The organism is Mesorhizobium abyssinicae (genome assembly GCF_049887195.1).
Classification (GTDB): domain Bacteria; phylum Pseudomonadota; class Alphaproteobacteria; order Rhizobiales; family Rhizobiaceae; genus Mesorhizobium; species Mesorhizobium abyssinicae.
Genome location: NZ_JARAKC010000020.1, coordinates 48,227 through 73,240 on the forward strand (window position 1 = coordinate 48,227; position 25,014 = coordinate 73,240).

The 25,014-nt window shown below is 60.3% G+C and carries 18 protein-coding genes and 1 pseudogene; 15 read left to right on the forward strand and 4 right to left on the reverse strand.

From position 1 onward, the window contains the following. Positions 1 to 492: 492 nt before the first annotated feature. The 3 genes from repA (at position 493) to repC (ending at position 4,216) form a co-directional block, all read left to right on the forward strand. Positions 493 to 1,698, forward strand: a complete 1,206-nt coding sequence (repA, locus tag PU724_RS27745) for a plasmid partitioning protein RepA (protein WP_354424737.1) — start codon at positions 493 to 495, stop codon at positions 1,696 to 1,698. Between the two features lie 2 nt (positions 1,699 to 1,700). Further along, positions 1,701 to 2,711: a plasmid partitioning protein RepB gene (gene repB, locus PU724_RS27750; RefSeq protein ID WP_354424739.1), complete on the forward strand. Its 1,011-nt coding sequence runs from the start codon at positions 1,701 to 1,703 to the stop codon at positions 2,709 to 2,711. A gap of 164 nt (positions 2,712 to 2,875) precedes the next feature. Further along, positions 2,876 to 4,216 carry a plasmid replication protein RepC gene (repC, locus tag PU724_RS27755; protein WP_354424741.1) on the forward strand — a complete coding sequence of 447 codons (1,341 nt, stop codon included), beginning with the start codon at positions 2,876 to 2,878 and terminating at the stop codon, positions 4,214 to 4,216. 637 nt (positions 4,217 to 4,853) lie between these two features. Here repC and PU724_RS27760 read toward each other — a convergent pair. Continuing rightward, positions 4,854 to 6,077 (reverse strand): site-specific integrase, encoded by a 1,224-nt coding sequence (locus PU724_RS27760; protein ID WP_354424743.1) that lies wholly within the window; start codon positions 6,075 to 6,077, stop codon positions 4,854 to 4,856. A 125-nt stretch (positions 6,078 to 6,202) separates the two neighbouring features. Between PU724_RS27760 and PU724_RS27765 the strand changes: the two genes are divergently transcribed. From PU724_RS27765 to PU724_RS27785, 5 genes and pseudogenes are all read left to right on the forward strand, one after another. Beyond that, positions 6,203 to 7,156, forward strand: a complete 954-nt coding sequence (locus tag PU724_RS27765) for a DUF1403 family protein (protein ID WP_354424745.1) — start codon at positions 6,203 to 6,205, stop codon at positions 7,154 to 7,156. Positions 7,157 to 7,158: 2 nt separating this feature from the next. Beyond that, a pseudogene (scpB, locus tag PU724_RS27770) lies at positions 7,159 to 7,858 on the forward strand (SMC-Scp complex subunit ScpB). 301 nt (positions 7,859 to 8,159) lie between these two features. Continuing rightward, positions 8,160 to 8,915 (forward strand): hypothetical protein, encoded by a 756-nt coding sequence (locus tag PU724_RS27775; RefSeq protein WP_354424747.1) that lies wholly within the window; start codon positions 8,160 to 8,162, stop codon positions 8,913 to 8,915. Continuing rightward, positions 8,869 to 9,297, forward strand: a complete 429-nt coding sequence (locus tag PU724_RS27780; protein WP_354424749.1) for a hypothetical protein — start codon at positions 8,869 to 8,871, stop codon at positions 9,295 to 9,297. The genes PU724_RS27775 and PU724_RS27780 overlap by 47 nt, the downstream gene beginning before the upstream one ends. Positions 9,298 to 9,396: 99 nt before the next feature. Next, positions 9,397 to 10,206: a hypothetical protein gene (locus PU724_RS27785; RefSeq protein WP_354424751.1), complete on the forward strand. Its 810-nt coding sequence runs from the start codon at positions 9,397 to 9,399 to the stop codon at positions 10,204 to 10,206. A gap of 71 nt (positions 10,207 to 10,277) precedes the next feature. Here PU724_RS27785 and PU724_RS27790 read toward each other — a convergent pair whose 3' ends face one another. Beyond that, positions 10,278 to 10,949, reverse strand: a complete 672-nt coding sequence (locus PU724_RS27790) for a hypothetical protein (RefSeq protein ID WP_354424753.1) — start codon at positions 10,947 to 10,949, stop codon at positions 10,278 to 10,280. 271 nt (positions 10,950 to 11,220) lie between these two features. Next, positions 11,221 to 11,844 carry a hypothetical protein gene (locus PU724_RS27795; protein ID WP_354424755.1) on the reverse strand — a complete coding sequence of 208 codons (624 nt, stop codon included), beginning with the start codon at positions 11,842 to 11,844 and terminating at the stop codon, positions 11,221 to 11,223. Between the two features lie 81 nt (positions 11,845 to 11,925). On the opposite strand from PU724_RS27795, the gene PU724_RS27800 reads away from it, so the two are divergent. The 5 genes from PU724_RS27800 to PU724_RS27820 all read left to right on the forward strand — a co-directional run bounded on the left by PU724_RS27800 (position 11,926) and on the right by PU724_RS27820 (position 23,458). After that, complete coding sequence (locus PU724_RS27800) at positions 11,926 to 12,366, forward strand: very short patch repair endonuclease (protein WP_354424757.1); 441 nt, start codon at positions 11,926 to 11,928, stop codon at positions 12,364 to 12,366. Positions 12,367 to 12,521: 155 nt separating this feature from the next. Next, entirely contained in the window at positions 12,522 to 13,895 is a 1,374-nt protein-coding gene (locus PU724_RS27805; protein WP_354424759.1) for a DNA cytosine methyltransferase, read from the forward strand. A 22-nt stretch (positions 13,896 to 13,917) separates the two neighbouring features. Then, a complete protein-coding gene (locus PU724_RS27810) occupies positions 13,918 to 15,444 on the forward strand; it encodes an ATP-binding protein (RefSeq protein WP_426213696.1) in 1,527 nt (508 codons plus the stop codon). Further along, positions 15,441 to 17,603, forward strand: a complete 2,163-nt coding sequence (locus PU724_RS27815) for a Z1 domain-containing protein (RefSeq protein ID WP_354424763.1) — start codon at positions 15,441 to 15,443, stop codon at positions 17,601 to 17,603. Before PU724_RS27810 ends, PU724_RS27815 begins: the two co-directional genes overlap by 4 nt. Before the next feature lie 257 nt (positions 17,604 to 17,860). Beyond that, positions 17,861 to 23,458: a sacsin N-terminal ATP-binding-like domain-containing protein gene (locus tag PU724_RS27820; RefSeq protein WP_354424765.1), complete on the forward strand. Its 5,598-nt coding sequence runs from the start codon at positions 17,861 to 17,863 to the stop codon at positions 23,456 to 23,458. A 173-nt stretch (positions 23,459 to 23,631) separates the two neighbouring features. Here the strand turns inward: PU724_RS27820 and PU724_RS27825 are convergent, their stop codons facing one another. Further along, positions 23,632 to 24,204, reverse strand: a complete 573-nt coding sequence (locus PU724_RS27825; RefSeq protein ID WP_354424767.1) for a hypothetical protein — start codon at positions 24,202 to 24,204, stop codon at positions 23,632 to 23,634. Positions 24,205 to 24,262: 58 nt separating this feature from the next. On the opposite strand from PU724_RS27825, the gene PU724_RS27830 reads away from it, so the two are divergent. Beyond that, a complete protein-coding gene (locus PU724_RS27830) occupies positions 24,263 to 24,553 on the forward strand; it encodes a hypothetical protein (protein ID WP_354424769.1) in 291 nt (96 codons plus the stop codon). Between the two features lie 72 nt (positions 24,554 to 24,625). Further along, the gene (locus PU724_RS27835) at positions 24,626 to 24,877 is read left to right on the forward strand and encodes a hypothetical protein (RefSeq protein WP_354424771.1); all 252 of its coding nucleotides are present in this window, start codon (positions 24,626 to 24,628) and stop codon (positions 24,875 to 24,877) included. Positions 24,878 to 25,014: the final 137 nt, after the last annotated feature.

Genomic DNA, 25,014 nt, shown 5'->3' on the forward strand with positions numbered 1-25,014 from the left:
GGTAGGGGCTGGCCCACCATTCACCGCTTGGTCCAAGGTCCGTAGGCGCCGGCCAAGTCCATTAGGGCGGTAATAGTGCCGGAAATGTCTGTCGGAGGGCCTCACACGCCAAAGAGTTTGCGGGTAGGTCCGGCCTGGCGGCGAAAGTTGTACACGTGCAACTCCGTCTCGACGCTCGCCCGGGAAACTAGAGTCCGGGCAGCGCCCCAGTGCCTTGCGGCGACAATTTAGCCAAGGGTCGAGCGTGTTGCCTCAGCCGCAAAGCCGTTGGACTTAGCGAACCCAAGATCACAGCGCGCTGCAGCTTGATATTATTTACGGCTGAAGCGCCTTTGGTTTAAAGTTGCCGGCCACGCGAGACTCATCTAGCCGTTTTGCAAGTTAACTTTTTGGTAACCAAAAAGGATTTGTCCGCATTCCAGAATCAGTCCATCTTCATCAGCGCATTTACGTCGCCCATTGGCCAAAATGCGCAGATTCAGGATGGGGCCGATGTTGGAGAAAATCAACCATAGCATTCCGGCGGGCGAAAGCCTTCGGGAACTTATTGCCGCGGACGCCGCAGAGCTTTCACGCCAACTCCAGGCACATCAGGCGAGGATATTTCCCCCGACCGCCCAGAAGGGCATGCGCCTGTTCACCCCAGGTGAGGCCGCGGATTTCATCGGCATTCACGAAGGCTATCTTCGCCAGATCGTTGCCGACGGACACGGTCCGCAACCGCAGGCAAATGGACGGCGGGTGTATTCGGTGGACGACATCATTCGGCTTCGCCAGGTGCTCGACGAGCAAAACTCTAAAGGGCCGGGAAAATACGTACGCCATCGCAGGGCAGGGGAGAAGCTCCAGATCCTCTCCGTAATGAATTTCAAAGGCGGTAGCGCCAAGACCACCACGGCTGCCCATCTCGCCCAGTTCCTAGCGTTGCGCGGCTACCGCGTGCTCGCGATCGACCTTGACCCACAGGCCAGCCTGTCAGCTATGTTCGGCCATCAGCCCGAATTGGATGTCGGATCCAACGAGACCATATACGGGGCGATCCGCTACGATGAGGAATGCCGCAGCATTCTCGAAATCGTGCGTTCCACCTATACGCCCAACCTGCACCTTGTCCCCGGCAATCTTGAGCTGATGGAGTTTGAACACGAGACGCCGAAAGTACTGGCGAGCCGGCAGCCAGGCACGATGTTCTTCGCGCGGCTTGGTGAATGCCTGGGCGAGATAGAAAGCGCCTACGACGTGGTCGTCATTGACTGCCCGCCGCAATTGGGGTTCTTGACGCTGTCTGCCTTGTGCGCGGCCACCGCAGTGATCATCACGGTGCATCCACAGATGCTCGATGTCATGTCGATGTCCCAGTTCCTGCTGATGACCTCGGACCTGCTAGCGGTCGTGGAAAACGCCGGCGGCAATACCGACTATGACTGGATGCGCTATCTTGTCACCCGATTCGAGCCAAACGATGGTCCGCAAAGCCAAATGGCCGGGTTCATGCGATCGATCTTCGGCAATCGGGTGCTTGAAAACGCCATGCTCAAGTCGACCGCGATCTCCGATGCGGGACTGACCAAGCAAACCCTCTATGAAGTTGAACGCGGCCAATTCACGCGTGGGACCTATGACCGCGCCTTAGAAAGCCTGACCCTCGTCAACGGCGAAATCGAGGAACTAATCCGAAAAACCTGGGGGCGGAAGTAGCCATGGCCCGCAAGAATCTTTTCGAAGTGTCCGAAGGCCCTAGTGACCAGTCTCCGCCGGACGGTGCCAGAACGGCGCTGGTCAGGCCTCTCATGGGCCTTGAGCGGCCGCTCAAGCCCGGCCGGCCTGTTGGAGCCATCTCGCAGTCGCTTGAAAACATCAATTCGCGCGCGCAGCGGGCTGAAGAGATCGAACGCAAGCTGTCTGAAGGGCAGGCGGTCATTGAGCTCGATCCCGTCCTGATCGACCAATCGATCGTGATCGATCGTCTGGGCGTGAGTGATGAAGCGCAAGCGGGTCTTGTGGCGCAGATCCGTGAGCACGGACAACAGGTCCCTATCCTGGTCCGCCCACATCCCGAGGACGGCGGCCGATATCAGGTGGCCTACGGTCACCGTAGACTGCGCGCAGTTAGACAGCTCGGCCGGATGGTCCGCGCCGTCGTCAGGGATCTGACGGACGAGCAACTCGTCGTCAGCCAGGGTCAGGAAAACAACAGTCGTAGCGACCTTTCCTACATAGAGCGGTGCTATTTTGCGGCCAAGCTGGAGGCCAGGGGCTTCTCGCGCGATATCATCATGGCTTCACTCGGCGTCGACAAGGCGGCGCTTTCAAAGATGATTGCGCTGGTTGCCCGTCTGCCGGCCGAAATCATCGAGGCCATCGGCACGGCAGAATCATTTGGGCGCCAGCGATGGGCCGAACTCGCCGACCTGCTTGAGGAGCGGGGAAACCGCGCCAAGGCGTTGAAGATGATCCATGAGCCGGAATTTGCCGCTCGCATCAGCGATGAGCGCTTCCAGGCTATCCATGACTTAGTCAAGGCCACCGCAAACAAGCCCGACCGGACGGTCTGGACTGCCGCCAACGGATCCCGCTTGGTCAAGATCAGTGATAGCGAAACGAAAACGACCTTCGCTTTCGACAAGCGCAGCGAACCGGAATTCGCGAGCTTCGTGCGGGAGCGCCTCCAAGCGCTTTATGACGAGTTCCGGCAACAGATAACGGACTAAGGAGCACTGAACCGCAAAAGAAAAAGGCCCCCGAACGTCACCGCGCGGAAGCCCTTCTCAGTCGTGTAGCAACTCTGAGAATCGCAAATCCACGAATCACTGTCAAGAGTCTTGGCGTCGTTTTGGCGAGCAGGTTTCTTTTGCCTAGCGATAGGTGAAGGAAGATGGGGACGCATATTGCAACGACGCCCTTTGGGCGGCGGCCGATGACGCTTGGCCTGATTTCAAGCCAGGTAGCGGCCAGGAACGTGGAACAGGAAGCCAAGGTCTCGAAATGGCAGGTCTTTCGCGACATCAGAGAGGCCAAGGAACCCCTCGGGGCAACCGATCGCGCGCTAGCGGTGCTCAATGCCTTGCTGACGTTTCATCGTGACGACGAGCTTGCCGGGGAGGGCAATCTGGTCGTCTTCCCGTCAAATGAGCAGCTCATCCGCCGCGCCAACGGCATGCCGCCGACCACGCTCAGGCGTCATATCGCAGTCCTGGTGGATTGTGGTCTGATCATCCGCCGCGATAGCCCGAACGGCAAGCGCTTCGCCAGGAAAGGGCAGGGCGGCGTGATCGAGCAGGCCTACGGCTTCGACCTGTCGCCGATCCTCGCTCGTGCCGAGGAGTTTCGGGAGCTCGCGGAGGCGGTTGCGGCCGAGCGCAAGGCGTTCCGCCTGGTCAAGGAGCGGCTGACGATCTGCCGGCGCGATGTGGTGAAGATGATTGACGCCGGCATCAACGAGAGCGTTCCTGCCAACTGGCGAGGCTTCCTGCGCCGTTATGAAGCAATTATTGCCAGCCTACCACGCACCGCCCCCCGGCAGGTACTCGAGGGTATTGCATCCGACCTCGAAGACCTTTGGATCGACGTGCATCAGACGTTGGAAACATTTGTAAAATCACAGAATCCGGACGCCAATGAGTCCCAATCTGGACGCCACATACAAAGTTCAAACACAAATAATAATCCTACCGGTGAATCCAGAAACTGCACAGAATATAAAGATGAAGCCGGCCGCGACGCCGAGCACGACGAGAACGTGCGCAGCCTGCCACAACGGGACGTGCCGTTAGGAATGGTGCTGAGCGCTTGCCCAGACATCGCAAACTTCACGCGGGGGGCACAAATCCGGACCTGGCGGGACTTCGCAGCCGCTGCGGACACGGCGCGGCCGACTATCGGCGTTAGCCCAGGCGCCTGGCAGGACGCCGTGGAGGTCATGGGGGCGCAAAACGCGGCGATTACGCTGGCCGCGATCCTGCAACGTGCCGAACATATTCGCAGTTGCGGCGGTTATCTGCGGGATCTCACGGAAAAAGCGCGCGCTCAGAAATTCTCGGTGTGGCCGATGGTTACCGCGTTGCTCAATGCCAGGGTGGGGGCGCTAGAGAAGGCTGCCGCCGGAAAAGGGGCGAAGGAGTCCCAGACCGGGCAACAGCGCGGGGCGGAGGCCGCGGGCAGCGCGCTTGATATCAGCGACGCGCTGCGCGACCGCATGAAGAAGAAGGGCTGGTGAAGTTGTCTTGCGGCAACGGCGCGATTGCTGGCAACGCGGCCCGAGCGACCCGCACGATCGACCGGATTCTTGATCGGGCTGACACAGGAAGAGGGCCTTGCCGACACGCGACTATGACTGCTCGCTTAGCAGCGATGCCAATTCGATGAGCCCGACAGTTTGTATTTTCGGGGCTAGCGGATAGGACTCGGTTCCGGCGTACACGACGAAAGTGCGGTCGGGCCGAACATCTTCCAAGGCCATGTGCAGACCCGTTCCGAGTGAAGGACTGCGTTTTATTTCGACTGCCCAGACGCCGCGATTGGCCGGAAGCTGAAGGACAAGATCGATCTCGGCTCCGGCGGCCGTGCGGAAGAAGCTGGCGAGCGTCCCCTCAGGCGCCACCGAGGCAAGATTCTCTAGGCGAGCGTTGTCTTGCCGACCTGACGGGGACGGCCGTGACGAGCAAGCGCCTGACGAATTTGAGGTAGCACACGGCGACGGATCATCCCTGCAAATTAAAAGTTGCGCTTTGAGATTGCAAGGTGAGCGGAAGCTGCGTTTGAAGAGCTGAACGGATATCCAAGGTATCCGTCCGCTGAGAGCCTTCCCTTCCTGCCGGTGCAACATACCGAGCAGGGTAGGGGAGGGGCTTTTTCTATAATCCGGACGCTTTAGTGAGGTTGACGCGGAACCGATCGCGCCGGCGCTGATACTTCCGGGTCATTTCGGCGCTGGTGTGCCCGAGCTGCTTCTGCACATAGCGTTCGTCGACCTCGGCCGAGGACGCCAGGCCGGCTCGCAGCGAATGGCCCGCAAACAGCTTCTCTCGCTCGCCCTCCGAAAGATCGCCGCGCACGCCGGCGGCGAGCGCGGTGCGCTTGACCAGACGCGCGACCTCCTGGTCGTTGAGCCGCTCGGCGCCGACCGCCTTGCCCTGGCCGGTGACGCGGCGGAACAGCGGACCGTGGGCGATGCGCCCGAGCTTCAGCCAGGTCTCCAGCGCCACGACCGGGCAGGTCGCGTCGGACGAGCCGTGCCCGACCTCGACCTCCCGCCAGCCGGTTTTGCCACGCAGGGTTACCAGCAGGCCCTTCTCCAGGATCTCGATCCAGCCGGAAGAATCCTCGGTCTGGTCGCGGCCGCAATCTAGGCCAACGATTTCGGAGCGGCGCAGGCCGCCGGCAAAACCGAGCAGCAGCATGGCGCGGTCGCGCAAGCCGCGTAAGCTTCCGCGGTCGAGCGTCTCCAGCATGGCGATCAGATCCTCGGGCAGCACTGCTTCCTTCTGCCGGGGCGGGGCGGCGTGCTTGTTGCGAATGCCGGCCATCACCGTGGCGATATGCCGGTCTTTTCTGTCCAGGGGCTGGCCACGCTGGGAAAAATTCCAGGTCAGGGAGGAGAGCCGGCGCTCGATCGTCGACACGGAGTTTGGCTTCTTGTCGCCGGTCACCGTGCCGGACGCTTGAGCCGTGATGTACAGCCCGACGACTTGCGGATCTGGTGGAAACATTTCCAGGCCTTGACGCCGGCACCAGCTCGCAAAATGCTTCCAGTCGGCGGCGTAGGCACGGCGCGTGTTGGCTGAGCTCGCTGCCTCGACGTAGTCGCGTGCGCGGCCGGCAAGCGCGTCGAGATGCGCCGGCAAGCGACGATTGGCGATGGCTGGAGGAGGGGAGGGGGCTTCGGCGGGCGGTTCTTCGGGCGTCCTGCCCATCTCCATAACGACGTCGACGAGGTCAGGGAGGTCGCTGGCGCCAAGCGCCTCAGCCTCGGCCGACGGCTGCGCCGCCGAAATGTGATCCCCGGCGTCCGGGCTGTATGACGGTCCGGGGCCTCGCTCGGCGTGGTTTTTGGGCTTCTGCTCGACGAAAACGGCCATTTCTCATATTAAGCACAAAACGAACGATAAGGCAACATTATCATTCGTTTTGTGTCGCCGACAAGCTGTGCGTTTGGGCGTGAAAATCATGGCACAAACCGCACGCCCGATTTACCCTCGAAAGCATGATTCGCCTCGACCCCGCGACCGCCAATCCGTCCGCGCCGCCGACCGTTCCGGTTTGGGCGCGCGCGGCCGATGGTGCCATGCATGACGCAGACGCCGCTTTCCGGGCCGGCGCCGCCTTGGGCGCGCTTGACACGCTTGCCCGGGCGCAGCCGGCCTGGGCCGGCGCCTGGCGCCAGCGGCTGGCGCTCAAATGCGCCGCCGCCAGCATGCGGCTCGCCGGCCGCGTCGAGGACGAAGCCGCCCTGCGCGATGCCTGGCTGCTTTGCCCGGCCGGCGCCGATCCCGGTCCGGCCGGCGCCATTTTTGGCGCCTGGCGCCAGCTGGCGCTGCAGCCGCCGGCGGTCAGCGGCGATCGGCTGGCAAAAGCAGCCGAGATGCTTGGGCTCGCGTGGGACGACGAGGCGCTCGCCGACCTGTGCGCTGAGATCGAGGACCTGACGGGGTCGCGGCGGCCGGCGCCGTTCGCCGCCGCGGCGATTGCCGCCCGCGTCGTCGCCATGCGCCCCGATGCCGAGCTGTTGGCCTGGTGGCTCGCCGACCTGGTGCTGGCGCAAAGCCTGCGCTGGCCGCGGCCGCTGCCGCTGCTGATGGCGCAGGCCTTTGGCCCGGCGTTTCGCGGCGAGGCCAGCGGCAAGCGCATCCGACCCGGCGAAAAAGGTTTCGAGCGCGCGGTTTGTGTCGCGCTGGTTCAAGCGGCGGCCGAAACCTGCCGGCTGGCCGCCGAGCTGTCGCGCCGCGCCGAAAAACTCCTGGCGGCAGCGCCAAAACTGCGTGCCAAGGGCGCCGGCGACGTGATATTTTTGCTCCTGAATGAAGATGCCGTCCCCGGATCGCTGGTCACAAAGAACCTGTCGCGTTTTGCGGCGCGACGCCTGTTCGAGCGCCTGCAGCAGTTCGAGGCCGTGCGCGAGCTGTCGGGCCGTCCGACCTTCCGGCTGTTTGGGCTGTAGCGATGAGCCAAGCCTCGGTCCGCCGCAAGCCGAACGTGCAGCCGGCGCTGCTCGACACCGAGCTCGAGCACCTGCCGCCGGAACTGCGCTGGCGCGAGTGGATGGGCCGGGTCGAAGCGGTGATCTTTGCGGCAAATGAGCCTGTGTCGCGCGAGGTGCTGGCGCGGGTGGTGGGAAAAAGCTGCAATCTCGAGTTGGTCATCGACGACATCCGCGCCGAGCTCGCTGGTCGCCCCTATGAGCTGGTCGCGGTCGCTGGCGGCTGGCAGCACCGGACCAGGAAAATCTTTGGCGACGTCATCCACGCCGCCTTCGGCCCGCCGGCGGGGCAGGGGACAAAAGAACTGACGCAGTCGGAGGCTCTCGTGCTGATGTGCATCGCCTATTTCCAGCCGATCACCCGCGGCGAGCTGTCATCCTTCTTCGGCAAGGAGGTGTCGCGCGATCTGATCGGCGTGCTGCGCGCGCAGGATCTGATCGCCTCGGGGCCGCGCAGCCCGCAGCCGGGCGCGCCCTACACCTATGTGACGACCAAAAACTTTCTTTCGCAGTTCGGGCTCGACACGCTGCGTCAGCTGCCGGATTTCGAGGCGCATCGAGGATGCTGGCCTGTTGTCGAAGGAGAAGCTGCTGGCTGGCGACATCATGCCAGGGTTTGCAGATATCGGCGATGATGGCGCTAGCGCCGCGCTCGACGAATAGATGAGTCTCGCCGCCTAGGCCCCTCGCGTGACGGAATGGAGGTGGCGGGCGCGCGTCCGCTTGTCGATGAAGGTCACGCGAGATTGCAGTTTTCGCGCGTTCTGGCACATTGATCCGCCAAGTAGGGGGATAACTAATGTACTGCTCACGGCTTTCTATACTGGCTTTGGTCTTGGCTTCGGGGATTCTTGCGGCTCCGCCTACTCAGGCAAAGGATTGCAAGGATGGTGATGCCCCACAGCCTCATCATGTAGGCAACTTCAACTTTCTTACCAGTTCCTGGGTCGAGACGGTGGACAACATGCGGCGCTATGTGTCCTGCGTCTCCAACCTCGACCCGAATAGCGACCTGATGGTGACGTGGTTCATAGCCGGCCCTTTCCAGTCGTACGTTCCCGCGACGGAAGAGGCCAAGACGCCTCGGATGAGCGACGACCTGAATTCCAGGCCGATCGACGGCTGCATCGAGTACGGCCGTAGCGGCGAGCGCACGCCTGCGCAGTTCATGGGAACGGCGCGCGACGAGGAGCGCAACAACGAAGGCGATTTCTGCAAGCAGGGCGTAGCGGCCAAGCAGGTGAGCTCTTCGGATGGCGAGCTACCCCCAAAGGGCTGGGCGGACGAGGTACGCATCTTCTTTCCTAGCGACCCGGACAATCCTCATGACACCATGCTGGAGCTAGTGGGGACGATAGGACTCCGCACCGAGGGCACTAGCCAGTTCAAGACGTTCTTTTCGTACTCCGCGAAACAGTACTCGGGGCGGATGAAGGGCAATATTGGCGATGTGAAGGTCGTGCCGAGATTTCCCGACCAGGAGCAGTTTTTCGCTCCGGCATTCTACGCGGCCAACAAGGATGGCGTGTCGCTGTCTGCCGGCGGATCGGTCGAATGGAACGTGACCGGTGATTTCAAAAACTGGGTCCCGGTGCCGGCTTACTACGAGTTCCGTGACAAAAAGGACCGTCTGTGTCGGCCATTCCAATGCCCCTGTTCGGCGAAGCCAAGAAATGAAGATCTCCGGTTTTCTAGGAACGCTCGCCAGCGTCACGCCTAGCTTGATCATCTCATTTGTCACGGCGTGGTTTGATGTGTTCACGGGCACATCGATCCTGCGACCTCAATATGCCGGACATGCAGAGCAGACCGGCATTGCCATCGCATCCTTCCTGGCCATCACCTGCGCGCTGCTGTTCCGAACAAGGCCCGCCGACTGGCTAATGACCGCAGCGTTGAAGTTGCTGCTGATAACGGTGATCCTTGGCATTTTTGCTATCGGCTGCTCCATGTACCTGAACCATCCAAGGTCACGCGTGCTGCAAGAGGTGGTCGTGCCAATGTGGGATCTCACCGGTGCAGGTTGCATCGTGGCGGCGACGATGACGATCCTGTACGCCACGATGTTTGCCCTTGCGCAATGGGCCGAGTTTGAAGACTAGCCATCGCTGACCTGAAAGGCTCGGCTCCATAAACCTCCAACGGCCCTACGCTGGCGACGGCCTTCTTCGCAACAAACTGCCGTAAACGAATGAGACGTGATGGACAATTCCGCCAAATCCCCATTGTTCTCGTATTTGATGAAGCCGCAGTTTCGGCTGAAATCCCCGGACCGGGTCCTCTCGGAAGCAGACTTCGATCTTGCTCGGATCACGGTGGAAGATTTTCGGTTCGTCACCAGGGAAATGACCGAAAACCTGGCGGAGGTGCCTGCCGAAATCCGGGCGCGAAGCACTATTTTGCGACGCCTACTGTCCGAGAAGGACTTGTTCAGTATGGGGCGCCTATTGCCGCCGAGAGCCGAGCTGAGAGTTCGCGCGCGGATGCTGGATTTCAACCCGATCCATCCTGCAGTGCTGGTGACGTGCGGCAACTATCCTTGGGCGGGGGACCGCCTTGAAGGCGTGGCCGCTGAGTTCTCCGTGAAGGGCGTTCCACCGTTGACTGGAGATGCTTGGAGCTATCGCGACAATGCCGATGTCTCTCTTTCCGAGTATCTGGAAGGCCTAGCGATTGTCGTTTTGGGGACGCCAGTGCGAAGGCGAGAAGTCATCAAATACGTGGCGGACAAGAAGGCCGCTCACGTCTCGGATCGCCGGAAGCACGCAAGCGAACAGGCAATTGATCGAGCTTGGTCGCACATGTCGATCACCATTGAGAGCTCCCGAAGGGAACGGGTTCAATTGAACCACGTCTACCTTGAGATTCTCGCGACGATTGAGGCGTTGAGATCCAGCCCATCCATCAATCGTTATATTGATGAACTCGGAAAATGGGTGAGGTCGGCGGAGATTGTCTATCCGGGCGCCGCAAAAACCGTGGACCTAAATCTGCCCATGAGACCGCGCTAAGAGACGACTTGAACATCCGTCGCTGGAATACCCGAGCCCAAAGCGGATTTTCCCAGTTGAGGCCGCAAGGTCTAGGGCGCGTATTCAATTGGGCCGAAGCCATAGGGGACGCTCTCGGCGACGCGAAAGCCTCCATCGAATTCCTCGATCGCCTTCCATGACGACAGGGATGCCAACAGGGCCGAAATCTCGTTGCCGTTCTGTCCCTTCACATATCCGTAGAAATCAACCAGAACGCGCCCAGCGTCGGCGAGGTCTTCGAGCGAAACCTTTCCCTTAATAGCAGCTATTTGATTCATGTGGTGCAGCAACGCTGCCTCCCCGTAGCCAATGGGCTGTGCAAACGCCCGTACCCATGCAAGTGCAATGCTCAGCAGGAAGCTGGGGAAGGTCACCGGGGGCGCTGCGATCAGGGTGGGAAGGGCCGACGCTCCAGTGGCACCCAGTGCTATCGCCGGAATAGAAGCGAAGGGATCTCGAGCCAGGTTGGAAAGCTTCACGGAATAGGCGAGTTGCCGACGCTTGCGGACCAACACCATCCCCAACATATCCGAGCGACCTGGCGTGACGTATTCGGACGGTCTTTCCTCCCAACGGTTTTCGGCGATCTCGTCGAGCGCATTCATCGCGTTGTGAAGATCGCTGCCGTTTACCGCGGCCGACGCAGAGGACGCAGGAAGTTGGCCGAGCAATGCCCTGATCGAAGCGATATGATGTGGAGTCAGAGACTGCGCGTTTTGCATTGTATCCGTTTGCCGCTGATCAGTGCATTTAAGAATGGCCCAGTCTGATAGCATTAGCCGCTGGAAATGCTGAAGCCCCGCGTCTACCAAATCGGAATGGACTCTGATGGCTTTCTCGAACGGAGAGCGGATCGTCTATCCTTGGGTTTGACAGCCAGAATGCAGAAAGCCGCCAACAACGAAACCGTGCCCATAAATGAGTGCTTGTAACCGAAGCCCCGGTTAACGGCCTCTGCTCGATGGGCTCCGATTGCCGCCACGCCAGCGATCCTCAAAACAACGTGAGTTGCTTGGCTTTGGGCAGCTCTACCTTTCGACGTCGCTGACGCGTGGCATTGATCTCACTTCGGCTTTCTATGAGCAGCCAAGCGAAATTCCGCATATCGCGGATGTCACGCGCATATACCAGCAGCCGTGCGCCCTCGTGGTTCGTCAGGCCCACTGCCGATGCCTCGGCACAACGAAGCAGCAGTTCGATCACAGCCGAAGGAGCGTAGAACGCAACCAACGGATGCCATTCGTGGTGCGTCCCGCCACCCAGCGCACCTGCATTGCAGCTGGCAAACGGGACACAGCGAGAGGCGGAAAGCGCAACGACGGTTGAAGCCACTCCTATATCAAGCCCGTAGATTCCTTCTGGATCTTGGTAGAGCTCTTCCTCAATGGCCTCATACTCCTCATCGGGATCGTCGGCAGCCTCGATCCTTGCGATGAACTCGTCTTCGGCGCGATAGACGCGTTTGGCCTCTGTCCATGTGAGGCCCCGTAGGTCGATATATGATCGATTGCAGCCGAGCCCACTGTCCATGTCCGCCTCGGCGCGCTCCGGCCAACCCAAAAGCGTCACATCCACTTTGCGCTCAATATCCACCTCGAAGGTCGGGTATTCAATCATCTGGCGCTCCATGTCGGCTGGATGAATGCTGTTACTATTAAGCCTCTGTAGATTCGTTCGATCAACAAACCTGAACAAGCTATGAGCATCAATAAGAACCGGAAAGCTTTATCTCAGCCCCCTGATGCGCGTGTTAGCACCCAAATGCGCCTCATCCGGAAAAAGGATACGAAACCAGAAATCTTCGTTAGGCGAATCGTTCACGGGATGGGCTATCGATACCGGCTTCATCGAAGCGATCTGCCCGGTACTCCAGACTTGGTTTTTCCGGCGCGAAAGAAAGTGATCCTCGTCCACGGATGTTTTTGGCATCAACACGACTGCCGACTAGGCCGTCGGCAGCCCAAAGCGAATCCCGAATACTGGCTGCCGAAGTTGAAACGCAATCGAGAAAGAGACCTGACGGCAGAAGAAGCGCTTTCGCGCCTCGGGTGGAATGTTTTGACAATCTGGGAATGCGAGACCCGCGATCCGGTTGACGTCGAGGCCAAGGTGCGAAGCTTTCTAGAGGCATTTATTTGAGGCTAAACTATTCGAAAAAAACCATCTTTCTTTTGTAGCGATTTTTCGACCTTCGGCTAAGATGCGCACGCGCGAGGCGAATCGCGCACGGGGGGACAGTAAGCAAAGTCGCAGTTCTGAACCTTCCCAGAGCCTATACTGTGAGGGAATGCCTGTTGTCGGCACTGCGTTTTATTGACCTTTTCGCCGGCCTTGGCGGATTCCATCAAGCTCTTGCACGCATGGGGCATGAATGTGTGTTTGCGTCCGAAATAGACACAAACCTGGCTGAGCTTTACGAGAAAAATTTCGGCCTCAAGCCTTCAGGCGACATTCGCAAGTCATACGACGAGATTCCGCCGCACGATATTCTCTGCGCCGGTTTCCCGTGCCAACCGTTCTCAAAGGCGGGTGAGCAGCTTGGGTTCGATTGCCCGCAGTGGGGCGATCTGTTCGAGTATGTCATCCGTACGCTAGAGCGACATGAGCCCCGTTTCCTGCTTATTGAGAATGTTCCTAACCTGCTCCGGCACGATCAAGGGCGAACTTGGGAACGCATCTGCCAGCGGCTGCGTAAGGCAGGATATTCCATCGACTATCGACTTCTCTCACCGCATATGTTCGGCGTTCCTCAGACGAGAGAACGTGCGCTGATCGTAGGGGCGCGGGAAGGTCTGACTAGCTTCTCATGGCCGATGCCGACCCACAGCGCTGACCAGATAAATGTCGCGTCTGTCCTAGATCATGCACCTGCGGACGCACGGCAACTGACGACGGCGGCGATCGGCTACCTTACTGCGTGGCAAGCGCTGCTCGACAAGCTTCCAAAGGACGAGCAGCTACCATCGTTTCCAATTTGGGCGATGGAGTTCGGGGCCACTTATCCGTTTCGGGTTCAAACTCCCTTGAGCTTGTCCGCGAAAGACTTGGGTTCGTTCAAGGGCGCTTTCGGTCAGCCCCTGCGCAATGTGAAGAAGTCTCACATGGCAGCCCTTTTGCCTGCCTATGCTCGGTCGGATAAGCGAGAATTTCCCGATTGGAAGGTCGACTTCATAGCCCAGAACCGAGCATTCTATCGCAGGCATCGCGCCGTTATCGATGCCTGGCTTCCTACGATCAGGGAGTTCGCCCCTAGCTTTCAGAAGCTGGAATGGAACTGGAAAGACGGGCCAAGAGACCTCTGGCACACGATCATTCAGTTTCGCGCTTCAGGAATTCGAGCGAAGCGCCCGAATGCAGCTCCCTCGCTGGTCGCCTTGACGACCAGTCAGGTGCCCGTGATTCCTTGGGAGCGGCGCTACATGACGATGAGGGAATGCTCGCGCCTGCAAAGTATGGGTGATTTGGAGCATCTGCCAGCAACCCAGTCAGCTGCCTACAAAGCGCTGGGCAACGCGGTCAACGTGGACGTTGTAGCGGCCGTTGCGACTCGCCTCTTGGCAAAACAGATGCCCTTGAACGCGACGGGTGAAAACCGCGCACAGCTTCTGATCGACCTCGCGACCAATGTAGGCAGAAGGAAGACCGATGAGGTCAGGATTGCGAGCTAGCGAGGCATCATCCGATCCTGGATTGCTGCAAACGGTCAGCATCCGGCCTGGCGTCAGCGTGCTGTCCGTCCTTCGCCATTTGAATTATAAGCCGTGGTTCGCACTGGCAGAATTCGTGGACAACGCGGTTCAAAGCTTTCTCGACAATCGAACTGCTCTTGAAACCTCGGTCGGCAAGCTGAAAGTCGCAATCTCTATCGACACGTCGTCTCCTGGACGTATCACTATTCGCGACAACGCTGCGGGCATTCCGAAATCCCTGTTCCCGAGAGCATTTCGTCCTGCCGTGGTTCCGCTAGACCGTTCCGGGCTATCGGAGTTCGGGATGGGGATGAAAAGCGCAGCGTGCTGGTTTTCTTCTCGGTGGCATGTTCGGACAAAGGCTCTTGGCGAGGATGTCGAGCGCACGGTTCGGTTCGACATTGCCCACATCGTGCGAGATGAAATCGAAGAGTTGAAGATTGAGGAGCGCCCCAGTCAAGCCGACGCGCACTACACCGAAATCGTGCTGGACGACCTTCATCATATCCCGTTGGGACGTACCCTAGGAAAGATCAAGGAGCATCTTACCGACATCTACAGGGTCTTCATTCGCGAAGGGATTCTCGAACTGAAGCTAGGCACGGACACGCTCAGCTACATCGAGCCGCCAGTGTTGATAGCCCCCTACTACAAGGAGCCGTCGGGCAAGCCGGAAATTTGGCGCAAAGAAATTGATTTCGAATTGGGCGGAGGGCTGTCGGTTCGAGGGTTCGCAGCGTTGCGCGATCCTGGGAACTATTCGCGCTCCGGCTTTGCGTTGTTTCGTCGTGGTCGCCTCATCGAAGGAAGCGGCGAGGAAGGCTACCGGCCGACGGCGATTTTTGGCACAAGCGGCAGCAGCAGCTATGCCCGGCTTCGATTGTTTGGAGAACTCCATCTCGACGGGTTCGAAGTAAGCCATACGAAGGACGGCTTTCGATGGGATGAGAATGAGGAGCCCTTCGTCGAGCTCTTGAAGGAGCATCTCGACAGCGACGAGTTGCCGTTGCTGAAGCAATGCGAGTACTACCGCTCCCTTGCATCGAAAAGGGATCGTACCGAAGCAGCCAACAAGGCGCTGCAACGGACCAGCGATGTCATCGCCGACACCGTGCCTGATGTGCTGCCAGGCATTGCGGACAAGGAGCCCGTCGAAACGCTGAGCGTTCCGCTGCCAGACCAACCGTTGCTGGCCACAAGGGAACTCCGTTTCGACTTCCGAGGCGTTCCTTGGCTTGTGACAATCACGCTTTCGGACGATCCGGCTGAAGGCGACTGGCTTGCCATAAGCGATCAAGGTCAGACCACACAGTCTGGCCCAGATTCCATCGAAATTCGCGTGTCGATGGCGCACCCTTTCATGGTCTCGTTCGCGCAGACCAATGCTGATGACATCGAGCCGCTTCTTCGGGTCGCAGCAGCGCTGGCGATTTCCGAGAAGCTTGCGCGGCGTGCCGGCGTGAAATCCGCGGGCACCGTGAGGAGGAATATGAACGATCTTCTGAGGGAGGCTTTGTCGCAACCATGACACAGAAATGGCTACCTGTGCGCGGCGAGCAAGCCCTCGGTGTCGCTGCGCGCGCCAAGCTTGACCCAGCAGCCCAAGACGCGCTGCTCCGTTCCGCAACCCAAATCCTGGGAGCGGGAATGGACCCGAAAAAGCTACCTGGTAGGGCAACCGGCCTGGTGGTCGGCTACGTGCAAAGCGGAAAGACGCTGTCATTCACCACGGTGATTGGGCTCGCACGTGATAACGGCTTTCCGCTCATAATCCTGGTTGCGGGAAACAAGGACAATCTGCTCACCCAATCGCATCAGCGGCTCCACAAGGATCTGGATGTCGACGGTGGCGAGGGGTTGCCTGCATGGATAATGGAAAAGAACCCAAAGGTGCAGGACGGTCAATACGAACAGCTTTTGCGACAGACCATCGCAAACTGGCGCGACACCACACGCGATCCTGATGAGAAGCCAACCCTCCTTCTGACGGTTCTCAAGCAGAATCAGCGCCTCAATGCTCTCACCAAACTGCTGCGCAAGCTCAATTTAGCGGATGTGCCCGCTCTCGTGATCGACGATGAGGCAGACCAAGCTAGCCTCAACACGAAGGTAAACCTAAACGACGAGAGTACGACCTACACGAGGCTGCGTGAGCTTAGAGATGCGCTGCCGTGCCATACGTTCCTACAATACACTGCAACCCCGCAGGCGCCTCTGCTCATCAACATCGCGGACATCCTGTCACCGGACTTCGTGCACGTGCTGGAGCCGGGCACGGGCTACGTCGGCGGCGAGGAATTCTTCCAGCCTCAAAGCCCTTACGTCAAAACGATACCTGCGGCAGACATTCCGCCTCAAAACGCGGCGCTTCCAGTTGACCCGCCTGATAGCCTCGTTTTTGCTATGCGCCTATTCTATGTGGGTCTGGCCGCAAGCATCATCGCGAAGTCTGGGCGCCGATCGATGCTGATTCACCCCGCCCGAGAGCGTTTGGTGCATTTGGCCAACGTCCAATGGGCAACGGCAGCCAAGGACGCGTGGTCCGGTGCGTTGACGGCCCCTGCCAATGACCCAGACCGAAAACAGGCAATCTCTGAGTTTAAGAAAGCCTACGATGAACTCGCGACGACGGACCGCGCGTTGCCTGCGTTCGATCAAATCGTCGAGAAGCTGCCTCGCGCCCTGCGAGGAACGACCATCATCGAGTTCAATACGCGCGGTGCTCCCAAGACCCCCGAGATCAATTGGCGCAATGCCGAGGGCTGGATATTGGTCGGAGGCCAGGCGGTTGACCGCGGGTTCACAGTCGACTCGCTTTCGATAACCTATATGCCGAGAGGCATTGGGGTTGGGAACGCCGACACGATCCAGCAGCGCGCGCGCTTCTTCGGCTACAAGCGGAAGTATCTGGGCCTGTGTCGGGTATACCTGGAAGCGAATCTTAGGGCCGCGTTCGAGGATTACGTCGAACATGAGCAGACAATGCGGACCGAGTTGAAGCAACTCGCGGACTCCGGTGCCAATCTTCATACATGGCGACGTCGGCTTATCCTCGATCCCGCACTGCGCCCTTGTCGCAGAACGGTTATTTCGGACCCCTACACGCGCGCCAGGGCAGGCGGTGGCTGGACACAGCAGCGTGGTGCGTTGGTGTCCGATGCTAACAGCCTGGCCAATGCCGCCGTGCTCGATAAACTAGGAAAAGCAGCACCATTTGTTCCCGACACGACATACGTGTCGAAAGAGCCGGCACAGCAGCATCTTGTCGCTAGCAGTGTTCCGATGCAGGCCGTTGTCGATGCCCTGGTGGACTATCGCTTCGAAGAGGCCCGGGACACGGCAGCATTCACTGGCCTCCTTGTCACGATCGGCGAAGCGTTGCGAAGGAATCCCAGTCTTGTCGCTGCCGTGTACAAGATGCGACCAGCGGCATCCGGTCGGCGTGAAATTCGTGACGATGGCACGATCGACAACTTCCTGCAGGGTAGGACCGACCGCCAGGGCGGCTACCCTGGCGACACTTTCTATCAGCAGTCAGATCGCGTGACGGTCCAGTTGCATACTTACGACTTGGTGTTCGCGAGCAATAAGCAAATCGCCTCGAAGAGAGCACCGTTGCTCGTCTTCCACGTACCACAAGCGCTCGCGAAGGATTGGTTGGTTCAGGTCCAGAGCGGGCAACCTTAGCTTGGGCAAGCCTCGCGAGCGGCGGTGTCGAGAGTTCGAAGCGTCCGCCGCAAGAATAGTGGCCGCGGCCGAACATCTTATGAAGCGCGTTCAGGGGGAACCTTCGTTGGAATGGATCGCTCGACTCAAGCCGACGCATACACCGCAAAACGCCGGGGACATAGGAGCTTTCCTCGGGTGTCGGCATCTCGGAAACCGAATGGCTCCCATTGAAGGCTGACCGGCAGTAGCCGCAAGACGCTAGGTGCCCCGAGGTGATGGACAGGTCGACTGCAGTTGAATCTACCGATGTCGGGATCGCCCGCGAGCGCGAGCCCACCGAAGCGGCGGCCGTCGATCCGCGTAGCCATGTCGAAACTATCGCCAGCCGCAAAATCAAAGGCTTTCTGGGAACGATCGACGAGAGCGGCAAGTATTACGATCCCGTCCATAAGCAGAATCAGAGCCTCTCCCAGCACATCATCGCCGATTACCATGGCCGCTTCCTGATCGAGCTGATTCAGAATGCTCACGACGCGCATGACCGGGAGCGCCGGGATGGCGAGATAGCGGTGCGGCTGGCAAGCGACGAAGGCGATTGCGGCACGCTGTACGTCGCCAATCGGGGGCAGCCGTTCGGCCCCGACAACGTCGACGCGCTGTGTGAGATGGGGCTTTCGAGCAAGCCGCCGGGGGAGGCGGTGGGGAACAAGGGCCTCGGCTTTCGGAGCGTACGACACGTGACTGACGAGCCACAGGTATTTTCCCGGCTCGTGGAGGATGCGCCGGGCGAGACGTTCGATGGCTATTGCTTCACCTTCGCTCGTGGTGCGGAATTGGATCCGTTGCTGCCCACTGAGATCACGCGGAGTTTGGCGCGCTCGGACCTTCCCGCCTTCTATATTCCGCTTTGGATCGAACAGGTGCCCGATGCGATCGCGGAATTTGCGCGTCGTGGCTTCTCGACCGTCATACGTCTGCCGATCCGCAACCCGGCGGCTTTGGGCGCCGTCCGCGACGAGATGCTCGCGCTAGCCAAGGCTGACGCACCGATGCTGCTTTTCTTGCGTCGCATCGGTCTGCTCGAGGCGGAGATCGATGGCGAGCGGCTGTCGGAGGATGCCATCGCTCTCACTTTGAAACGGGAAGAGACTCCGCTAGCCGAAAGGTCGGGGCCTTCCCTGGTCGACTTGGGCGAGAGCGGTCGCTTCTGGATGGCGCGCGCCGAAATTCCAGAGCAGGAGATGCAGGCTGCGGTGGCGGAGGACCTCGAGTCGGGGGCGCTTCCAGAGAGTTGGAGAGGGTGGAAGGGAGCGGGTGAAGTCGCGGTGGCAGTGCCGACAGGCGACGACAGCGCTGGCTTCAATCCCAGGCTTTACACTTTCCTGCCGATGGGCCGCGGAGCGACCTCCCCGTTCAAGGGCCACCTTCACGGCAGTTTCTTCCCCAGTTCGAACCGGAAGAGTCTTGATCCTACGGTCAAAGTGAATGCCTTGGTGCTCACCCATGCGGTGACGCTCTCCGCAGACGCGGCCCACTGGCTTGAAAGGCGGGGATCGGGGGAGACGGCCGCATCCGTTCCGGCCGCTACAGCAGCCAGGGCTGCGGTTGACCTGCTGGTTTGGAAGACGCCGTCAAGCCTACTCCAAGGTGGCGAGGATGACGACCGCGACGAAGGCGCCGTCGATTTGGGTGCGAGTATGGCGACAGCGATCGCGAGACGCTGGTTGGCATCGACATTTGCCGATGCCGAGTTCGTGCCCTGCCTTGGGGATTGGAGCGACGATCCGCTGGCCCGCCCGGAATTTGGTCCCATTCGATGGTCGTCGCCCGGCTCGGCGCGAAGGCCTTCGGCGAGTGCCAAATCGTTCTCGCTGGATGTCATCGCGCGCCATGGCAGACCAGTGGGAGTAGAGGCGATGTGGCCGGGGCTCGGGCAGCGCCGGGCCGATTCGCTTGCGGAGTTCCTCCGCGCTCACGCGGATGGTCGTTTCGCAGACCGCTTGTCATCTGTCGAACGCGCCGCGATCGTGGAGGGACTGGCTAGGTCGCTGGCGAAGGCTAAGCAGCCAGATTGGGCTCGATGGCGGAATTTCTACCGCGATCTTTCGGCTTTCATGGAGGCCGACGGCGACGCGCTCGCGGGCCGAGAGATCCTCATTTGCCAGGATGGAAGTCTTCGGTCGGCAAGATCGAACCCGTCAGTCGAGCAGGGGGCAGGTGGACCGCCCAAGAGACGGCGTCGGCGCAGTCCGCACGAGACCTCGGTTTTCGTGCCGCCGCGTCGCGGCGATGCCGAGGAGAGCATCGGCGACGAGTTGTACCCGCCGGCGCCGGTCCGCGAGTTCTTCGCCTTTCTGCATGATGCGCTACCCTGGTACGGCGACCTTGCGGATGCGCGTCAGTTCCTTGAGAAGAGGCTCGCGCAGCCCTTCGAAAGCGAGGCGCTCCTGACCCGCATCTCGCAGATCGTCGAGCGGGACCAGACGAAGAAAGTGCGGATCGCCGGCCTGCGCTGGGCGTTTGCGATCTGGCGCAGGTCGGTTGCGGTGAAGCGCCCGGTGACATTGAGCCCGAGCTATCGCCTCTACCTGCCGACGCTCGATGGCGTGTTCATCAGCGCCTCGGATGCCATCTTCTCATCGTCGTGGCCGGACCGCACCCTCGGCCACAAGCTACAGCAATTCCTCGAACTGGCGCCGACCGGATCCCGCGATATCGAAGAGGTTCGGGCGCGTCGGCTCGCTTCGCCGTCGAATTCCGTGTTCGGCACAAGGCACTTTGAGGAATGGACCGAGTTCCTCAGCGGCATCGGCGTTCAGCGTGGGCTCCAGCCTAGGTCCGTCAGGCTCGAAATCTACGTCCCAGCCTGGCGCATCACGAGCTTCCAGTTCCTGAAGGATCTGGGCTTCCCGGATGCCGTCGGCTTGCTGCTGAAGGAGCATGTCGGTAGCCATCCAGGCCTGCCGACGTCGACCAACTATGAGGTGGCGAATCCGATCTGGTGGTTGCCCGGACAGTCGGAAATCGGCGAATTCACTGACGATGCGCTGGAAGCCTACGCGACTCTCGTCGTCGAATGGATCGGTCGGGTCGAGCAAAAGCATCTTTGGATGGAGGTGCGCCACCAACACAACTATAGGTCGGATACCAGGAATTGGCCCACGCCGCTCGCTGCGTTCTTGCGATCCGCGGCCTGGGTGCCATGCGAGGAACCCCGCTTGGATGGATTTAGACGTCAGCGCTGCAAGGCCGCCGACGTATGGCTCTCGTCCGGCTCGGATCGCTATCCGCCATTCCTGCGGCGCCCGTCTTTTAGGTTGACGCGTGCCATCGATCGGGCACCCGAGGCAGTGGTCGACCAACTGCGCAGACACGCCGGCTTCAAAACATTCCACGCGAGCGACACATTGCTGGATCAGGTGGGCTTCCTAGCGGAGCAGTTCGCCGATGGTTGTGTCAGGCGCTTCTACGAACGCGAATTGGTCAACATCTACAACCGCTGCTGGGTGCGCCTAGCCGAGCGTCACAATCCGAACCAGTTGCAGATGCCTGCCGCCAAACCCCCGGCGCTCCTGCTCGTACGGCGACGCGGCGAGCTTGGGTTCGCCAAGGCGGTCGGAAGCAACGCCGAGACCGTGTACGTCCGCGACAGCCCGGATTCGATCGCGGCAGGCCTGGTCGAGGTGATCGGGGATCCTCTGCTCGACGTGCGCACCACAGAGCCTGCAAAAATCGGGAGGCTTCTGCAGCAACTCTATGGCACCCAGGTTCGCCGGACATCGGAACTAGCCTATGCCATCCATATAGGCGGTACGCCGCTGGGAGAGCTCCCGCTCGGCCCGCGCCTAGTGGACGCGTGCCTTTGGCTCCGCCCCATGCTTGCCGTGGCGCTCGAGGCCTTGGACAGCGTCGACCTCAACCGACTGCCTGCGGATAGGTCGAGCATCCTCCAGTCTCTCGACCGCATCGAGCTACAGATGAAGGAACGAGTCAGCTTCGTGCTCGAAGGTCGCGACGTGACACCGCCGGCAGCCCGCCCGGCCTACGCGTTTCAGAGGACCGAGGGGGAGCCGCTCATCATCATCGTCGGTGAAGGGGGACTCAATTGGTCTCGCGTGGAGGCGGCGCTGCCGGCTATCGGCGACGCTATCCAGCATTCCGCCGTCGTACCGCATATCAAGCTGTTGATCCGCCAACTGTCGCTCGAGGGGGTCCCCATCGAAGATAGGCCCATCGGGAATGATGACTTGCTGCGGCTCGGTAGAGTGCTCGACGTCGGCGACGAGGCGATCGCGGCTGCTCGCGAGGCATTGGGCGAGCGAATAGACCGTCAGATTCCCTGGCTCCGGGCCGTAGTTCACCTGTACGGCGGGGAGCAGGCTCTCGAGAAGTGGCTTGGGGGTGAGCTCGCCGCCATGGAGGACCGCACGGCCCTTATTGATTTGCTGCGCGATTGCCTCTCCGAGGGCGCCGTTTCGCCGGAGGGCCTCGTCGAGTCGGTCAAACAGAGTTTCTCGACCGAGGAATTGCGGGAGCGTCTGGCGCTTGATTTTGGTAAGTTCAACTCCAGCCTCGTTGCGACGGGCAGCGCGCCCGATGTCAACCCGGAAGGACAGGCATCGCAACTCGCCTACTTCGTCGACGATCGTCGCATCGCCATCGGTGTCGCGCTTCGGAACATGGTTGCCCCTGCGGTCCTCAGCTTCGAGCCGGATGAGCGCTATAAGGCCGCTCGGGAGGAGTTGTCCGACTTGCGGCCGGATCAGGATTGGCTGCTGCGCTTCCAACGCGTGCCGGACGCGCAGCTTGAGGAGTACGTCGAGACATGGCTCTTCGCGAAGGGAGCTCCGCCGATGGGAAGCAACCCGAATGGGCTCGAGGAAATCGCCGCTGTCCGGGTCGCTAACACTAAGGCCGTCAGACATGTGGGACAAGCGGCGCAACCGCTCGTCCGGGCGTGGGGAATTCAACACGCGGTGGCAGTCCATGACCTGTGGCGTAATCTTGAAACGGTGGAGCAGGACTTGCGTCGTCGGCTCGACGACGCAGGGTCGTTCGACTGCCGGGCTTGGAGCGAAGGCGAACTGCTCAAGTGGTTCAGTCGGATGGGGCTCTGGCCGACTGCGATGGAGTTGACGCTTGACCGAGCGAGGCTCGGTGTTCCGGAGACCGAGGTTCAGGCCGAGGCCCAGAAGGCGCGCGAGGATCGGGAACGCTTGGATCGCGAGGCGCGGTCGGTGCGCTTGAACGGCGATCTTCGCGATCCACGGGAGGTCGATTGGCTCAAGCTGTCCGAAGAGATTGCGGCTGGGCTCTCGAAGGGCGTTCTGAATAGGCCGATCGGGAGCTTAGCCAAGCTTTCCCTATCGGGAGAGGCGCGGAAGCGCCGCCGCGGCTCCGGCGGCGGGAGCGGCGGCGGTGATGGCAGCCGCATTCCGCAGGAGAAGAAGGACATGATCGGCCGGCTCGGCGAGTTGACGGTCTATCACTGGCTGAGGTCACGCCAACCTGATCACGACATCGATCGCTGTTGGGTGTCGACCAATGCTGCGCAGTTCAACGGACAACAGGGTGACGATGGACTGGGGTACGACTTCTGCATCAGTTTCAATAAGCAGACCTGGTACATCGAGGTGAAAGCAAGCACAGGGGATCCGTGCGAATTCGAGCTCGGCGAAACAGAGGTACGGAAGGCGCGAGACGTCGCGCGATCTAGGTCGGCGGAGCGCTACGTCATCGCCTACGTCGCGAACGTCGGGCAGACCGGCGCGACCACGGTCGACGTTCTGCCCAATCCGCTTGCGCCCGATGCCGACGGGGTGCTCAGCATCGTCGGCGACAGCATCCGCTACGCATTCAGCCGCCTCCAATAGAGGCGGTTGTGTGGCGGGTTCCTATGGCGGCCAGACTCGTGGCTAGCCTTGTGGAGATTGGCAATCATGACCGTCGGCGAGGCGACCACCCGCTTTGGCGCTGCCTTGCCTGCGAACGGACCTAGACGGCCGGCCTTGTGCGTCAATTGGATTGATCATCGCCCACGCTGCGCTCACTGTGCCCAAATTCGACCTTCGAAGAGCCAGTCCGGGACTTCGACGTTGCGGCACCTAGGGTGGGTGGCGAAACATTGCCGAAGAGTTCTCACGGACATGTACGCAGCACGGATAAGCTCGCGCTGTCGCTGATAGTAGCTCTCATCGAAAACATTGTCTTCGATCAGGTGAGCGGGGCGCTGTCGAGCTTGGCGGACGGTCCGAAAGCCAGTCAGCACATCCCGCTTGAAGTCCGCATCATCCGTTTGGAAATTCTCATCCAGCCACTCGTCCAATAGTCTGATGGTCCCCTTCAGCTGCACGATTTCTCGCCCGTCGTCCATGCGGCCGCGTTCGTCCAAAACCAAGTCTCCTCGGAAGAAGTCGCGACTGAGATCGTCGGACAACAACTGGTCTAGGAGCAAGCAGAAGGAGGAGAACTCCGCTCGTGTAGGTCGAATGAGAAACCCGAAGCCCGCAGGACGACGATAGGCGTCGAAGTCCGAGCGAAAGAGCTCTGGCTTGCCCATGCGCCCCGCCATCTCGTTGATGATGCGCTTTTCCCTCAGGAATGCATCGAAGGAATGCATCGAAAATTGAAACCCGCTCGGGAAACTGCCCGAGGATCGAGGTCCGAAAGTAATCTGGATGCAGCCAGAAATCTCCTTCGGCTTCGAAGTGACGCCAGCTTTGTTGCTGCTCCGGCGAGAGGTTGTGCAGATATCTCAGAAAGGATGCCACATACCGATTTATGTCGTGGTCGAAGGCAAAACCGAATTGGTGAAATTCGTGTTCTCCCTCATTTGGATGCTCGCGATAGATCGTCCCGTGTATATCGTCGACTTGGTATCTGAACCGCGGATCGTTCCGATATTGCTCGAGTACCTCAAGGCGAAACGTGCGGAAATTCAGCTGGGGTGCTCCGGCGCGAAGCGCTGAGGTATATGGACGCGCAGGATCATCCTCCACTCCATGCAGACGAAGCGCCACCGGCGTGGGGTATAGGCATCCATGGGCGGGCTCGCCAGGTCGTCGGAGCCGCTCTACCTGCACGTCAGGTGGCTGTGGAGCATGCCTCTTGATGTGGATGTTCTCGTCATCCTCGTGCGTGACGATGTCGACCATCCGATCCTCGATCAGGCTGATGACGGCTTCAATCTCCTCTGGTCGCACCAGCCCAAAGGTGCCCCAGCCGTTGAAGTCACCCGACTGGAGATAACGGTGGAGCGTTGCTTGAAGTATTTCATCCCGATTCAATTTTGATCCGTCCGTCGCGGCCGATGGCTGCTCGTTATTACCGCTTAGCAAGCGCCCTTCCAAATTGCCCGCCGACCTTGATGTCCTTGGCAGCAGACTGCATTTGAGCAAGATCTAGTTGGTGCTCGGGTCTGACTGATGCA

Bases quoted from the DNA above. Each gene is read 5' to 3' on its own strand.
- PU724_RS27760 (WP_354424743.1), bottom strand. From the start codon at position 6,077: ATGGCCGTTTTCGTCGAGCAGAAGCCCAAAAACCACGCCGAGCGAGGC.
- PU724_RS27800 (WP_354424757.1), top strand. From the start codon at position 11,926: ATGAGCATCAATAAGAACCGGAAAGCTTTATCTCAGCCCCCTGATGCG.
- PU724_RS27815 (WP_354424763.1), top strand. From the start codon at position 15,441: ATGACACAGAAATGGCTACCTGTGCGCGGCGAGCAAGCCCTCGGTGTC.
- repC (WP_354424741.1), top strand. From the start codon at position 2,876: ATGGGGACGCATATTGCAACGACGCCCTTTGGGCGGCGGCCGATGACG.
- PU724_RS27820 (WP_354424765.1), top strand. From the start codon at position 17,861: ATGGACAGGTCGACTGCAGTTGAATCTACCGATGTCGGGATCGCCCGC.
- PU724_RS27785 (WP_354424751.1), top strand. From the start codon at position 9,397: ATGGACAATTCCGCCAAATCCCCATTGTTCTCGTATTTGATGAAGCCG.
- repB (WP_354424739.1), top strand. From the start codon at position 1,701: ATGGCCCGCAAGAATCTTTTCGAAGTGTCCGAAGGCCCTAGTGACCAG.
- PU724_RS27825 (WP_354424767.1), bottom strand. From the start codon at position 24,204: ATGCATTCCTTCGATGCATTCCTGAGGGAAAAGCGCATCATCAACGAG.
- PU724_RS27795 (WP_354424755.1), bottom strand. From the start codon at position 11,844: ATGATTGAATACCCGACCTTCGAGGTGGATATTGAGCGCAAAGTGGAT.
- PU724_RS27775 (WP_354424747.1), top strand. From the start codon at position 8,160: ATGCGGCGCTATGTGTCCTGCGTCTCCAACCTCGACCCGAATAGCGAC.
- PU724_RS27830 (WP_354424769.1), top strand. From the start codon at position 24,263: ATGCAGCCAGAAATCTCCTTCGGCTTCGAAGTGACGCCAGCTTTGTTG.
- repA (WP_354424737.1), top strand. From the start codon at position 493: ATGTTGGAGAAAATCAACCATAGCATTCCGGCGGGCGAAAGCCTTCGG.
- PU724_RS27835 (WP_354424771.1), top strand. From the start codon at position 24,626: ATGGGCGGGCTCGCCAGGTCGTCGGAGCCGCTCTACCTGCACGTCAGG.
- PU724_RS27780 (WP_354424749.1), top strand. From the start codon at position 8,869: ATGAAGATCTCCGGTTTTCTAGGAACGCTCGCCAGCGTCACGCCTAGC.
- PU724_RS27765 (WP_354424745.1), top strand. From the start codon at position 6,203: ATGATTCGCCTCGACCCCGCGACCGCCAATCCGTCCGCGCCGCCGACC.
- PU724_RS27790 (WP_354424753.1), bottom strand. From the start codon at position 10,949: ATGCAAAACGCGCAGTCTCTGACTCCACATCATATCGCTTCGATCAGG.